The following is a 13,909-nucleotide window of genomic DNA, read 5'->3' as shown; positions in this document are numbered from 1 at the left end:
CACACGTCAGAAGACGGGCGCGCCCCCGCGCACCAGCCGCCAGGTCGGCGTGAATCCCCGCCGCGCACGCGTGACGGCGGCGGGGCTCTCAAGAGAAGATCAAATGTCCGGGTACGGTCGTGTGCAGCAACGTCTCGAAACCGGCCGGGCTGAGCGGGCGGGAGAAGAGGAAGCCCTGGCCGAACTCGTAACCGAGCCGGCGCAGCAGCCGCGCCTGCTCCGGCGTCTCGATGCCCTCCGCGACCGCGTTCAGGTCCAGCGCGTTCGCCATCTGCGCGACCGCGGTGGCCACCGCGGCCTGCCGGGTGACCGTGGTGATGCCCTCCACGAACGACCGGTCCAGTTTCAGCGTGGTCATCGGGCAGGTGAGCAGCAGGCCGAGCGAGGAGGCGGCGGTGCCGAAGTCGTCCAGCGCCAGCTTCACGCCGATCCCGCGCAGCGCGTGCAGCGCCGCGATCGCCTCGTCGTCGGAGAGCACCGCGGTCTCGGTCACCTCGATGGTGAGCAGCTCCGGTGGGTACCCGGAGGTGGCCAGCACGGCCGCCACCTCGTCCACGAAGCCGGGCTCGCGCAGCTGCCGGCCGGCCACGTTGACGTTCATCCGGAGCCCGCGCTCGCGCCAGCGCGCCGCCTGCCGGACCGCCTCGCGCAGCACGAACCGGCCGAGCGGCACGATCAGGCCGCTGGACTCGGCGACCGGGATGAAGTCGGTCGGGTGCACCTGGCCGCGCACCGGGTGCCACCACCGGACCAGCGCCTCACAGCCGGCGATCTCGCCGGTGTCCAGCCGGACCACCGGCTGGTAGACCAGGCGCAGCTGCCCCTCGTCGATCGCCTCGCGGAGCTGGCTGGCCAGTTCCGCGCCGTCCCGGATCCGCACGCCCATCTGCTGGGTGTACGCGACCCAGTTGCTCTTGCCGCGGTCCTTCGCCGCGTACATCGCGATGTCCGCGTCGCGCAGCAGCGAGTCCAGGTCGTCCGTGGCGTCCGCGCCGGCCAGGCCGATGCTGGCACGCACGATCAGGTCGTTGTCCTGCACCCGCACCGGGCGGCCGAGCAGCGTGAGGATGCGCTGCGCGGTCTGCGCCCCGGTGTCCGGGCCGGCGTCGCGCAGCAGCACCGCGAACTCGTCGCCGCCGAGCCGGGCGACCAGGTCCTGCTCGCGTACCGCGGCGCGCAGCCGGTCCGCCACGCTGACCAGCAGCGCGTCGCCGGCCGGGTGGCCCAGCGTGTCGTTGATGGTCTTGAAGTCGTCCAGATCGATCAGCAGCAGCGCCACGCTGGCCGGGTCGGCCGTGGTGCGCAGCGTCTCCGCCACCTGGTCGCCGAAGTGGGTGCGGTTCGCCAGCTGGGTCAGCCCGTCCACGGACGCGGCCTCGCGCAGCCGGGACTCGTGCCGGCGCAGCTCGCCGAGCGTGGTGTCCAGCCGGTTGATCAGCAGCGCGTTGTCGTGGAACGCGATCAGCTGCCGCGCGGCGACCAGCACGGTGATCATGGCGACGCCGGTGACCGCGCCCCAGAGCTGGTGCCCGGCGCCGGCCGGCAGCACCACGATCAGGATGGCGAAGGTCAGCGCGACCATGCCGTACGGCAGCAAGCTGTACGGCTTGCGGCGGCGCGGCGTGTTCACGTCCGGGTTCTGCCGGGTCTGCAACTCCTGGAGGCGCGGACCGGTCGCGATCAGCACCGACGGCAGCAGCCGCAGCACCAGCAGGCCCGGGTTGGTGTGCGGGGTCAACTCCTCCGGCGTGACCATGATGCCGCCGCCCTGGATGCCGCCAGCGATCGCCATCGGCCAGGCGGCGAGCTTGCTCATCGGCCGGCCGCCGCTGAGGATCAGCTTCACGGCCGCGAACGCGGAGACCATCACGATGCTGGCGGCCACGATCACGGAGATCATCGCGGCGTTCACCGGCGCGTCCGTGTCGATCACGAAGCACCAGGTCAGTACCGCGCCGGCGACCAGCACGGTCGCGGAGTCCAGCCACAGCGCCAGCCGCTCCTTGTGCGTACGGGTGTTCTGCGGGTGGATCAGCATCGCGATCACCACGGCGCCGAGCCCGACCGTGAAAAGCGCGCTCTGCACCGGCCCGCCGTTCAGCGTGCGCGCGTGCGGATCGACCGCGCTGATCGACGACTGGATCGTGTCCGCGACCGTGAACAGCGCGCCGGCGAACGACAGCACGCCCCAGAACCGGCGCCGCTGCGCGGCGGTGACCCGGAACATCCGGTACGCGAAGTAGCCGAGCGCGGCGTCCAGCGGCACCTGCGCCAGCCAGAACAGCTGCACCTGCGCGTCCACGTGACCGGCACCGGCGTAGAAGCCGGCGGTGGCCAGCAGCGCGACGCCCACGATGCCGAGCAGGACCGGATCGCGCCACGGCACGACGGCGGGGGCCTGGGGCACCGGAGCTCCTCCTGTCGTCGCGGCCGGGTCGTCGATTTCCGTATCGACGTGGGCGCGCGGGCTCTGAGGACATCACCGTGTGATCGGCGTTGCGCGAAGATCGACGCGGCCGCTATGGTTACGCTCATAACGAGATAAACTAAGGCCATGGGAGCGTGAGATGTCCGAGGCCGGGTTCCTCGCCGCGTACGACCCCCGGGACTACCCGGCCGTCGGGGTCACCGTCGACGTGGTCGCGCTCACCATCCGCGACGACCGGCTCTGCGTGCTGCTGGTGGAGCGCGCCGCGCCGCCGTTCGAGGGCTTCTGGAGCCTGCCCGGCGGCTTCCTCAAGCAGCGGACCGACGCGGGCGAACCCTGGGCGGAGACGCTCGAGGAGGCGGCCGGCCGTGAGCTGGCCGAGGAGACCGGCCTGGACGCGGAACGCCTCGGCCGGGTGCACCTGGAGCAGCTCGGCACGTACGGCGACCCGGACCGCGACCCGCGCATGCGGGTGGTCAGCGTCGCGTATCTCGGCTTCGGCCCGCAGCTGCCCGACCCGGAGGCGGGCTCGGACGCGCGCGCCGCCGCCTGGGTGCCGGTCGCGGAGCTGGGCCTGCCCGAGGGCGCGGACGCGATCCCCGGCCGGGCCGTGTCACAGCGCCCCGGCACCAGCCGCCGGCTCGCGTTCGACCACGCGCAGATCCTGTTCGACGGCCTGGAGCGGGCGCGCGCGAAACTGGAGTACACGGCGCTGGCCACCGCGTTCGTCGGCGAGACGTTCACCATCGCGGAGTTGCGCGCCGTCTACGAGACGGTCTGGGGCGAGCAACTGCACGGCCCCAACTTCCGCCGCAAGATCCTGTCGGTGCCCGGCTTCGTCGAGTCCGTCGGCGCCACCACCGAACGCGGCGGCGCCCGCGGCGGCCCCCGCTCCCAGCTCTACCGCGCCGGCGACGCCACCCTCCTGCACCCCGCCCTCCTCCGCACCACCACCGAGGAACAGATCCGCTAACCCCCCACCCCCCACCCCCCACCCTCTCTCTGCCGCGATCTAGGGCGTTTTCCGGTGGAGTGATCTCCGATTACACGAATACGGCCTAGATCGCGGCGCAGGGAAAGGGGGGGGCGGGGGCGGGGGGTCAGGGGTGGATGGTGTCGATGGCGCGGAAGATGCGGACGTCGGAGACGGGGGAGGGGGTGCCGAGGGAGGGGGCGTAGTAGTTGATCCGGAGTTCCTCGATCATCCAGCGGATCTCGGTGATCTGCTCGGCCGCGGGACGGCCGGGGCGCTGGTTGGCCAGCAGCCACTGGTACTCCTTCTGCACCTCGCCGAGCTGCTTGAGCAACTGGCCGTCGCGCTGCGCGCCGGCGGGCAGCTTCTCCAGCCGCTTCTCGATGCCCTGCAGGTAGCGCACCAGGTCCGGCAGGCGCTGCCACCCGGTCTCGGTGATGAAGTCCTTGTGCACCAGCCCGGCCAGCTGCGCGCGCACGTCGTTGAGCGCCGGGACCACGGCCATCGCGGCCATGCCGCCGCCGGACGCGGCCTTGCCGGTGGCGGCGATCCGCTGTTCGGCGGCGTAGGCGGCGCCCAGGATGCGCTGCACCCAGGAGACGATGTCCGCGACCACGTCGCCGACCGCCTGCCGGACCTTGGTCAGCAGCGTGTCGTACGCGGCGGCGTCCCAGGCCGGCCCGCCGAAGTCGGCCATCGCCTTGTCGACCGCGCAGGCCATGACGTCGTCGAGCAGCGCGGGGAAGCCGCCGTGCGGGTTGCGGGCGAGCGCGAGCTTCGTCGAGTTCGGCATGTCGGCGACGAACCGGGCCGGGGCGGGCAGCGCGAGCAGCAGCAGGCGGCGGTTGCCGGCCCACATGGCGCGCCGCTGCTCCGGCTCGGTGTCGAACAGCCGCAGGCCGACCGTCTTGCCCTCGTCCACCAGTGCGGGGAACGCGCGGACCACGTACCCGTTGCTCTGCTTCTGGAAGGTCTGCGGCACCGTGCCGACGTCCCAGGTGGTGAGCCCGGTGCGTTCGATGCTGGACGCGGAGGCGGCGAGCACCTGGCGGGTCTGCGGGCGCAGCCGGGTGCGCAGCGCGAGCAGGTCCTTGCCCTCGCCGACGGTGGCACCCTTCTCGTCCACCACCCGGAACGTCATCCGCAGGTGGTCGGGGAGCTTGCCGACCTCCCACGCGTCCGGCGGGATCGTCACGCCGGTGATCCGGCGCAGCTCGCGTTCCAGCGTCTCCAGCAGCGGGCCGTCGTCCGGGCCGACGCGCTCCAGCACGGCCCGGGCATGATCGGGTACGGGTACGAAGTTGCGGCGCAGCGCCTTCGGCAGCCCGCGGATCAGCGCGGTGACCAGTTCCTCGCGCAGCCCCGGCACCTGCCACTCGAACGCGTCCACCGGCACCTGGTTGAGCACCGGCAGCGGGATGCGCACGGTCACGCCGTCCGCCTCGGTGCCGGGCTCGAACTGGTAGGTCAGCGGCAGCGTGAGCCCTTCGACCTCCCACTCGTCCGGGTAGGCGGCCTCGTCCACGCCACCGGCACCCGCGTTGATCAGCATCTGCCGGTCGAACGTGAGCAGCCCCGGGTTGGTGCGCGACTCCTTCTTCCACCAGGAGTCGAAGTGCCGCCCGGAGACCACGTCGGCCGGGATGCGCGCCTCGTAGAGCGAGAACAGCGTCTCGTCGTCGACCACGATGTCGCGGCGGCGGGTCTTCTGCTCCAGCTCCTCGACGTCCTCGATGAGCCGGCGGTTGGCGTGGAAGAACGTGTGTTGGGTCTGCCAGTCGCCCTCGACGAGCGCGTGCCGGATGAACAGCTCGCGGCTCAGCTCCGGGTCGATCCGGCCGTAGTTGACCTTCCGCTGCGCGACGAGCGGCACGCCGTACAGTGTGACCTTCTCCATCGCCACCACGGCGCCCTGCTTCTTCTCCCAGTGCGGCTCGCTGTAGGAGCGCTTCACCAGGTGCTGGGCCAGCGGCTCGACCCACTCCGGCTCTATCTTGGCGGCGACGCGGGCCCAGAGCCGGTTCGTCTCGACCAGTTCCGCGGCCATCACCCAGCGCGGTGACTTCCGGTACAGCGCGGACCCGGGGGAGAGGACGAAGCGGGCGTTGCGCGCGCCGACGTACTCCTGCGGCTTCTCCGGGTCCTTCAGCCCGATCTGCGAGAGCAGGCCGGTCAGCAGCGACGTGTGCACCTTCTGCGAGTCGAGGCCGTCCGACTCCGGGGCGGAGCGCGGCACGTCCATCGCCTCGCGCAGCTGCGCGTAGATGTCCTGCCACTCGCGCACGCGCAGGTAGTTCAGGTATTCCTTCTTGCACATCCGGCGGAACTGGTTGCCGGACAGCTCCTTCTGCCGGTCGCGCAGATAGCGCCACAGGTTCCAGTACGTCAGGAAGTCCGAGTCCTTGTCGGTGAACCGCGCGTGCTGCTGCTGGGCCTGCTGCTGCGCGTCCTGCGGGCGCTCGCGCGGGTCCTGGATGGACAGTGCGGCCGCGATCACCATGACCTCGCGGACCACGCCGTTCTTCTCCGCCTCCAGCACCATCCGGGCCAGGCGCGGGTCGACCGGCAGCGCGGCCAGCCGGCGGCCGAGCGGGGTGAGCCGCTTCGCCGGGTCGAACGCGACCGGGTCGAGCGCGCCCAGTTCCTCCAGCAGGTTGACGCCGTCCTTGACGTTGCGCTTGTCCGGCGGCTCCACGAACGGGAACGCGGCCAGGTCGCCCAGCCCGAGCGCGGTCATCTGCAGGATGACCGAGGCCAGGTTGGTGCGCAGGATCTCCGGGTCGGTGAACTCCGGCCGGGAGAGGAAGTCCTCCTCGGTGTACAGCCGGATGCAGATGCCCTCGGAGACGCGGCCGCAGCGGCCCTTGCGCTGGTTCGCGCTGGCCTGGGAGATCGGCTCGATCGGCAGCCGCTGCACCTTGAGCCGGTGGCTGTACCGGGAGATGCGCGCGGTGCCCGGGTCGATCACGTACTTGATGCCGGGCACGGTCAGCGAGGTCTCGGCCACGTTGGTGGCGAGCACGACACGGCGGCCGGGATGCGGCGCGAACACGCGGTGCTGCTCGGCCACGGAGAGCCGCGCGTAGAGCGGCAGGATCTCGGTGTTCTTCAGGTCCAGCCTGGTCAGCGCGTCCGCGGTGTCCCGGATCTCCCGCTCGCCGCTGAGGAAGACCAGGATGTCGCCCGGGCCCTCACCCTGCAACTCCCGCACCGCGTCGAGAATCGCGGTGGTCTGGTCGCGGTCCGGGTCCGAGTTCTCGTCGTCCGGGTCCACGACCGGGCGATAGCGGACCTCCACCGGGTACGTACGGCCGGAGACCTCGATGATCGGCGCGGGCTTTCCGGTCGCGTCCGCGAAGTGCGCCGCGAACCGCTCCGGGTCGATCGTCGCGGAGGTGATCACGAGCTTGAGGTCGGGCCGGCGCGGCAGCAACTGCTTCAGGTAGCCCAGGATGAAGTCGATGTTGAGGCTGCGCTCGTGCGCCTCGTCGATGATCAGCGTGTCGTACTGGGTGAGGTTCCAGTCGTTCTGGATCTCGGCGAGCAGGATGCCGTCCGTCATCAGCTTCACCATCGAGGCGTCGCCGACCTGGTCGGAGAAGCGCACCTTGAAGCCGACGGTCTGCCCCAGCCCGGTCTTGAGCTCCTCCGCGATCCGCTCCGCCACGGTACGGGCGGCCAGCCGCCGCGGCTGCGTGTGCCCGATCAGCCCGCGCACGCCCCGGCCCAGCTCCAGGCAGATCTTCGGCAGCTGGGTGGTCTTGCCGGAGCCGGTCTCGCCGGCCACGATCACCACCTGGTGGTCCCGGATCGCGTCGCGGATCTCGTCGCGCAGCGCGCTGACCGGGAGCTGCTCCGGGTAGGTGATCTCCGGCCGGCTCTCGGCGCGCGCGGCTATCCGGGCCTCCGCGGCCTCGACCTCCGCGGTGATGGTCGCCAGGACCTTCGCCCGGGACTCCGGGTCGCGGACCTTGCGGACACCGTCGAGCCGACGGCGCAGCCGCCGCTCGTCGCGGAGCATCAGGTGGGGGAGGCGCTGCTGAAGGGCGGCGGGATTCGTGTGCATACCGCCGTCAAGGATAGGCCGGACCTCGCATTTTCCCGACTCGTTTACCGCCGGGCGAACCGGGCACCCCTGCGGTACGTGTCACATGGCAGGTGGTGCCGCATCCCGCGCGGGGTGCGGCACGTGTCACAGCCGAAGACGACTGAAAAATGCTTCGCCGAGCGCGAGAAGCGGTACATACGCTGACGAAGATCGTTCATCGGGGCCGACCTGGGGAGGGGCCATGAGACGCGGAGGCCCGGCCTGGTTCTTCGGCGCGATCGTTGCCTTCGGGCTCGGTCCGGCCGTCTGGATCGGTGGCACGCTCGCGAGCGCGGAGGCCGACGCGACCGTCCCCGGCGATCCCGCCCGGCCCGTGCCGTCCGTCTCGATCAGCACGGTCTACGTGGCCGTCGAGCCGTCCGCCGCGGTTGATGAGGGTGCCACCGGCGTCTCCGAGATCGCCGACGCCTGGACGCCTCCGGCCGCGCCACCCCTGACGCCGACCGCCGGCCCGACCACCGCGCGCCCGACCTGGGGCCCGCGCCCGGTCACGGCCGCCCCCTCCACGCCGCCGTCCGTCTCGCCGCCGGCCTCGGTGACCGCCACGCCACCGGCGTCCACCCCGCCGGCCGAGCACACCACGACGCCGTCCGCCTCCGCCTCGCCGGCCGATGGTGTGGATCTCGGCGACTGATCCGCCGGCCGCACGCGTGGGGCGCCCCTCCATCGGAGGGGCGCCCCATCACTCCGCGCCCGGGATGTCGACCGCGATCTCGTCGCCGAGCTTGTAGCCGAGTCGCAGTTCGAGGTCGTCGCCGGACCAGAAGCTGCCCGGGTCGTACCAGTTGGGCCGCTTGCCGGGCGGGAGCAGGCCCATCGCCTCGTACGTGACGGCCACCACCTCCGCGCAGTACGCCTTCTCCAGCTCGTTCTCCTGGCGCTCGCTCCGGCGGAACCGGATGTTCGGCACCCGGCCCTTCGCCCACCGCATGGCGAGCTGCGCGGTCGACGGGAACGGCGTGCCGTCCAGGCGCGCGATGGTCTTCAGTACCGCGTCCTCCATCTGGCGCGTCACGGCCGGCTCCAGCTGACGCAGCCAGCCGCGCTGGCCGTACCGCATGCCCCAGACCGTCACCGCCTGCCGCATGTCGTGCAGCTGAACGCCGCGCTGGTGGGTGCCGCTCCACAGGTCGGTCAGCGACCGGCCCAGCTCCGCGTGCCACATCAGGGGCGGCATGTCCTCGATGACCACGGCCATCCCCACGTGGTTCACCGGGCTGTTGGTCAGCGTCTGGATAGCGCGGTCGGCCGCGCTGCGTCCGCGAAAAACCCACATGTCACCCGTACGAGCGAGATCGACTGCCTCGTCCAGGGTGATGCTCGTCCCTTCGGCCATCGCATTACTCTAAGTGGATGCAGTGGTCAAAGGTGCGGCAGACCGGCAAGGCGCTCCCCTTCTGGAAGATCCTCGGTGTGGCCGGGGTGGTCGGCGTCGCCGCCACCGGCATCGTGGTGGCCCGCGCGGAGCGACGCCGCCGGGCGTACACGCCGGACGAGATCAAGGATCGCCTCCGCGCCCGGCACGCCGAGATCGAGAACTCGTAACCGCCCGCCGACCTCCGCGACCACGCCGGACGCGGGCGGATCATAGGGATTGTTCTACGATTCTGTCGTGACCGAGGAGTGGGGTACGCGACTCGCGGGCGACCGGGCGCTGCTCGATCGCGGGAGCACCGCGGAGCGGGTGGCGGACGTCCTTCGGCAGCGGATCACCGAGGGCGTGTTCCGGCCCGGCACGCGGCTGAGCGAGGAGAGCCTGCGCGAGGCGCTGGGCATCTCGCGGAACACGCTGCGTGAGGCGTTCCGGCTGCTCGCGCACGAGGGGCTGCTGGAGCACCAGCTCAACCGCGGCGTCTTCGTGCGGCTGCTGTCCAGCGCGGACATCCGCGATCTGTACGCGATCCGGCGCATCCTGGAGTGCGGGGCGCTGCGCAACCTGGACGCCGTGCCCGCGGCGGCGGTCGCGCGGCTCCGCGCGGCGATCGAGGCGGCGGACGACGCGGCGGCGCGCGCGGATTGGGGCGCGGTCGGCACCGCGAACATGCGGTTCCACCAGGCGATCGCGGACCTGTCCGGCAGCCGCCGGGTCGCGGAGTCGGTGCGCGCGCTGCTGGCCGAGCTGCGCCTGGTGTTCCTGGTGGTGGCGGACCCGCGGCAGTTGCACGAGCCGTACGTGGCGGGCAACCGCGCGCTCTACGAGCTGCTGGCGGCCGGCGACGTGCGGGCCGCCGAGGAGGCGCTGCAACGCTACTTCGACGACGCCGAGAAGCAGTTGCTCGCCGCCTACGCCGCGGCCGACCGATAGGGAGAGTCCACAGTGTCCGACGTTCCAGCGATCTTCACCGCCGCGGTGGCGGCCGATCCGGCCCGCCCGCTGCTGACCTACTACGACGACGCGACCGGCGAGCGCACCGAGCTGTCCGGCGTGACGCTCGGCAACTGGGTGTCCAAGACCGCGAATCTGCTGGTGGACGGCCTCGGCCTGGGCCCGGGCAACCGCGCGGACCTGCTGCTGCCGCCGCACTGGCAGACCGCGGCGATCCTGCTGGCGGGCTGGTCCGCGGGCCTGACCGTGGGCTACCGGCCGTGGTCGACCGCGGGCCTGGGCGCGGACACGGCCGTGCCGGACGTGGCCTTCGTCTCGCACGAGCGGGCGCGCAGCTTCCTGGAGGCCGTGCCGGACGCGGACGAGCGGTTCGTGCTGAGCATGCACCCGTTCGCGATGCCGATGCGCGAGGTGCCGGAGGGCTATCGCGACTTCAACGCGGAGGTGCGCGTGCACGGCGACGTGTTCCGCCCGTACGCGCTGCCCGCCGCCACGGACCCGGCGAGCCCGGACGGCACCACGTTCGCGCAGTGGGGCGAGATCGCCCGGCACATCGCGGGCGAGTCGGGCCTGACGTCCGGGGATCGGATCATGATCGACGCGAGCGCGCACGAGCAGCCGGTGCAGTGGCTGCTGGCGCCGCTGGCCGCGGGCGCGTCGATCGTGCTGGTGGCGAACGCGGACAAGGAGAAGCTGGCCGCCCGTGCGGAGTCGGAGCGGGTCACGCGCGTTTTGTAAAGGTTGCCTTGACACAGGGTGCGGCGTCAAGGCAACCTTGACGTCATGACGAACGCATCCGACATGGCACTCGCGGTCGACCTGACCGCGGCGACCGCGGCCGTGACCTCGGCCGCCGTCCTGGAGGTCTCCCGTCAGGCCGACGCGCTGCTCGGCGGCCGCAGGATTCCCGGCGGCCCCGGCTGGGAGGAGTGGTCCGGCAGTGCGGCGGAGGCCGAGTGGGAGGTGGCGAACCAGTTGGTCCAGCTCCGGCTGTGCCTCGCGGCGAACCTGGACCCGCTGTTCATCGTGCTCGGCCTGCGCCGCTGGGGCGTCACCTGGGAGGTGATCGCCAAGGCGGCCGGGACCAGCCGGCAGGCCGCGCACGAGCGGTGGGGCCGCCGCGTGCTGGAGATCCTCGACGGCTACGGCACCGGCGAGCTCGGCGGCCCGGTCGCGGATGACGAGCGCGACCTACGCTAGCGCCCTGCCGTAGTTCTCGACCGCCAGGTACGGGTTGAGGTGCGGGTGCCGGCTGCCGACCGCGACGTCCCGCCAGAAGCGCTGCAACGGGTTCGCCGTGCCGAAGCCGCTCGCGCCGTGCAGGTCGAGCAGCAGGTCCACGGCGGCCCGGCAGTCGCGCGCGGCGGTCGCCTCCTCCAGGTGCCAGCGCGGCATGTCGGACCGCGGCACCTCGTCCCCGTCCGAGGCGGCCGCCACCGCGAACGCGGTGCGCTCGGCCCGCTCGATCAGGTGGGTGGCGTCCGCCAGCCAGTGCCGCGCACCGGGCGACTCGCCCATCGAGGCGTACGAGGTCATGAACGGCTTGCGCCCGGAGGCGAACATGGCCCGCACGGTGTCCAGCGCGCCGTACGCCCCGCCGATCACCGGCCCCAGCACGGTCAGGCCGAACAGCATCACGTCGTTGACGCCGAACGGGACGAACGGTCGCACCCGCCCGTCCGGGATGCCGAGCCGGTCCGCGACCAGGGTGTGACTGCCGGTGGCGCGCATGCCCGCCACCCGCCAGGTCCGGTCGATGGTCAGGTCCGCGACCGGGATGTGCGCGAAGTGCGGCACGTCGTCGATCATCAGGGCCAGCCCGGCCCAGGCGGCGTCCTCGCAGCCGGAGACGTTGGGCCAGGCGCCGGTGACGGTCACGGTGCCGTCCGCCTCGCGCGTGCCCCGGCCGCACTCCGGCCGGCCCGAGCCGCAGGTGATCGCGTCCGGGTCCGCGAAGATCTCCGTGCGCACCGGGTCCGGGGCCATCCGCCGGGCCAGCACCTTGCTGGTCACGCTCACGCCGGCCACCCAGGCGGCGGACGGGTCCTCGCGGCCGAGCGCGATCAGGCGGCGCAGGATCGTCTCCGCGCTCGCGCCCTGGCCACCGTCCTCGGCCGGCACCGCCAGCGCGAAGTCGCCGGCCGCCCGCATCGCCTCAATCGTCTCCGCCGTCAGCCGGTCCCGGGCCTCGCCCTGCTCCGCCCGGTCTCTCGTGATCGTCTGGTCATCCATGATCAAAAGCCAACCAGCGGCGGTACGGACCGGCCATGCGCGATCGTGCCCGGCCGATACGCGTCTGTGCGCCGGATATCATCCGGAATCGTGGACGTGATCAGCGAGGCCATCGACGACCTGCGCATCGGGCGGGTCTACGGACGCCGCGCCCAGGTGCCGGCCACCTTCGCCGGCCGGTTCGAGGCGTGCGAGGGCGTCGGGTTCCACGTGCTGCTGCGCGGCACCGGCTGGCTGATCACCGAGTCGGACCCGCCCGCCCGGATGCGCGCCGGCGACATCGCGCTGGTCCCGCACGGCGCCGCGCACGGCTTCGCCCCGGAGCCGCGTGCGCTGGCCGCGCTGCCGCCCGCGCCGATGGGCCTGCAGAACCCGCCGCCCGCACCGATGCCGGTGGACATGATGTGCGGGATCTACCGGCTGGAGCACGGCGGCGGCATCCACCGGTTCCTGCGCTCGCTGCCGGACGCGGTGCTGGTCTCGCCGGACTACGCGCGCGAGGCCAGGCTGGGCGCACTGATCGAGCTGCTCACCGACGACCTGGACACCCCCCGGGACGGCCATCTGGTCACCCGGCCCGCGCTGGTCGACCTGATGCTGGTGCACGCGCTGCGGCTCTGGCAGGCGCGGCAGGGCGCGGCCGGACCGGCCTGGGACGCGCTCGGCGACCCGGCGATCGCGGCCGCGCTGCGCGAGATCCATGACAGCCCGCAGGCGCCGTGGACCGTGGAGCGGCTCAGCCGCGCGGCCGGGATGTCGCGGACCGCGTTCACCCGGCGGTTCACCTCGCTGGTCGGGACGCCGCCGATGACGTACCTGATCGGCCGCCGGCTGCACCAGGGCGCACAGCTGCTGCGCGAGACGGACGCGCCGCTGGCCGCGATCGCCCGCCAGGTCGGCTACGCCACGGAGTTCGCGTTCGCGGGCGCGTTCCGCCGCGAGTTCGGCATCTCGCCCGGCCGGTTCCGCCGGGTCAGCGAGCCGCTGCCGGGCTGAACCGGACCGGCGTGCCGGGCCGCGCCTGGCCGAGCCGGTCCACGTCGGACGGATCGACCACGCCGATCACCGGGTAGCCGCCGGTGGTCGGGTGATCGGCCAGGAAGACCAGCGGCTGCCCGTCCGCCGGTACCTGGATCGCGCCGAGCACCAGGCCCTCGCTGGGCAGCTCGCCGTCGACCGCGCGGTCCAGCGCCGGGCCGGTCAGCCGCGCGCCGACCCGGTCCGTCTGCGGCGACACCCGGTACTCCGCGCTCAGCAGCGTGTGCCGCGCCGCCGCGGTGAACCAGTCGTCGCGCGGGCCGAACCAGACCCGCAGGCAGAGCGCGGCCGGCGGCGGGGGATGGGGCGCCACGTCCACGCCCGGCGGCGGCGCGGTGACCGGCCCGACCGGCAGCACGTCGCCGTCGCGCACCGGGGCCGGGCCGAGACCGGAGAGCGTGTCCGTGGACCGGCTGCCGAGCACCGGCGGGACCGCGATCCCGCCGCCCACCGCCAGGTAGGCGCGCAACCCCGCGGTGGCGTGCCCGATCTCGATCACCGCGCCGGCCGGGACCGCCAGCGGCAGCTCCGGGTCCGCCGGCCGCCGGCCGACGGTGATCGGGCAGGGCGCGCCGGTGAGCGCCAGCGTCAGCGCGCCGGTCGCGCGCGCCCGCAGGCCGCCGAGCGTGATCTCCAGACCGGCCGCGCCCGGCGGATTGCCGGCCAGCCGGTTCGCCCGCCGCAGCGCGCCGGCGTCGAGCGCGCCGGAGCGGGACACGCCGAGGTGCGCGTAGCCGGGGCGGCCGAGGTCCTGCACGGTGGTCCGGACGCCGGCCCGGATGATCTCCAGCGCTCGCAAGCCCG

12 protein-coding genes are annotated in these 13,909 nt (G+C 72.9%); 7 read left to right on the top strand and 5 right to left on the bottom strand.

Annotated elements, in window-relative coordinates:
• Positions 1–88: 88 nt before the first annotated feature.
• On the bottom strand, positions 89–2,407 hold the full coding sequence (locus tag J2S41_RS26195; RefSeq protein ID WP_310371425.1) for a putative bifunctional diguanylate cyclase/phosphodiesterase: 2,319 nt from the start codon (positions 2,405–2,407) through the stop codon (positions 89–91).
• A gap of 160 nt (positions 2,408–2,567) precedes the next feature.
• On the opposite strand from J2S41_RS26195, the gene J2S41_RS26190 reads away from it, so the two are divergent.
• On the top strand, positions 2,568–3,401 hold the full coding sequence (locus J2S41_RS26190; protein ID WP_310371424.1) for an NUDIX hydrolase: 834 nt from the start codon (positions 2,568–2,570) through the stop codon (positions 3,399–3,401).
• A 127-nt stretch (positions 3,402–3,528) separates the two neighbouring features.
• Here the strand turns inward: J2S41_RS26190 and hrpA are convergent, their stop codons facing one another.
• Positions 3,529–7,467, bottom strand: coding sequence for an ATP-dependent RNA helicase HrpA (gene hrpA, locus J2S41_RS26185; RefSeq protein ID WP_310371422.1), 3,939 nt, complete (start codon positions 7,465–7,467; stop codon positions 3,529–3,531).
• 223 nt (positions 7,468–7,690) lie between these two features.
• On the opposite strand from hrpA, the gene J2S41_RS26180 reads away from it, so the two are divergent.
• A complete protein-coding gene (locus J2S41_RS26180) occupies positions 7,691–8,143 on the top strand; it encodes a hypothetical protein (protein ID WP_310371421.1) in 453 nt (150 codons plus the stop codon).
• 48 nt (positions 8,144–8,191) lie between these two features.
• Here J2S41_RS26180 and J2S41_RS26175 read toward each other — a convergent pair whose 3' ends face one another.
• Entirely contained in the window at positions 8,192–8,845 is a 654-nt protein-coding gene (locus J2S41_RS26175; protein ID WP_310371419.1) for a hypothetical protein, read from the bottom strand.
• 17 nt (positions 8,846–8,862) lie between these two features.
• On the opposite strand from J2S41_RS26175, the gene J2S41_RS26170 reads away from it, so the two are divergent.
• The 4 genes from J2S41_RS26170 (at position 8,863) to J2S41_RS26155 (ending at position 11,035) form a co-directional block, all read left to right on the top strand.
• Positions 8,863–9,054 (top strand): hypothetical protein, encoded by a 192-nt coding sequence (locus J2S41_RS26170; protein WP_310371418.1) that lies wholly within the window; start codon positions 8,863–8,865, stop codon positions 9,052–9,054.
• A gap of 67 nt (positions 9,055–9,121) precedes the next feature.
• Positions 9,122–9,814 carry a GntR family transcriptional regulator gene (locus J2S41_RS26165; protein ID WP_310371415.1) on the top strand — a complete coding sequence of 231 codons (693 nt, stop codon included), beginning with the start codon at positions 9,122–9,124 and terminating at the stop codon, positions 9,812–9,814.
• Positions 9,815–9,826: 12 nt separating this feature from the next.
• Positions 9,827–10,573: a TIGR03089 family protein gene (locus J2S41_RS26160; RefSeq protein ID WP_310371413.1), complete on the top strand. Its 747-nt coding sequence runs from the start codon at positions 9,827–9,829 to the stop codon at positions 10,571–10,573.
• Positions 10,574–10,618: 45 nt separating this feature from the next.
• Positions 10,619–11,035: a hypothetical protein gene (locus J2S41_RS26155; protein ID WP_310371411.1), complete on the top strand. Its 417-nt coding sequence runs from the start codon at positions 10,619–10,621 to the stop codon at positions 11,033–11,035.
• Here J2S41_RS26155 and J2S41_RS26150 read toward each other — a convergent pair.
• A complete protein-coding gene (locus J2S41_RS26150; RefSeq protein ID WP_310371409.1) occupies positions 11,027–12,067 on the bottom strand; it encodes an acyl-CoA dehydrogenase family protein in 1,041 nt (346 codons plus the stop codon). The genes J2S41_RS26155 and J2S41_RS26150 overlap by 9 nt on opposite strands.
• Positions 12,068–12,157: 90 nt before the next feature.
• Here J2S41_RS26150 and J2S41_RS26145 point away from each other — a divergent pair, with 90 nt between their 5' ends.
• Positions 12,158–13,063, top strand: coding sequence for an AraC family transcriptional regulator (locus J2S41_RS26145; protein ID WP_310371407.1), 906 nt, complete (start codon positions 12,158–12,160; stop codon positions 13,061–13,063).
• On the opposite strand, the gene J2S41_RS26140 is transcribed toward J2S41_RS26145, so the two are convergent.
• The gene (locus J2S41_RS26140) at positions 13,041–13,904 is read right to left on the bottom strand and encodes a 5-oxoprolinase subunit C family protein (RefSeq protein ID WP_310371405.1); all 864 of its coding nucleotides are present in this window, start codon (positions 13,902–13,904) and stop codon (positions 13,041–13,043) included. The two genes, J2S41_RS26145 and J2S41_RS26140, sit on opposite strands and share 23 nt — an antisense overlap.
• Between the last annotated feature and the right edge of the window lie 5 nt (positions 13,905–13,909).

Origin of the sequence: Catenuloplanes atrovinosus, from assembly GCF_031458235.1 — a bacterium.
GTDB lineage: Bacteria > Actinomycetota > Actinomycetes > Mycobacteriales > Micromonosporaceae > Catenuloplanes > Catenuloplanes atrovinosus.
This window is presented reverse-complemented; position numbering and strand designations above follow the sequence as displayed.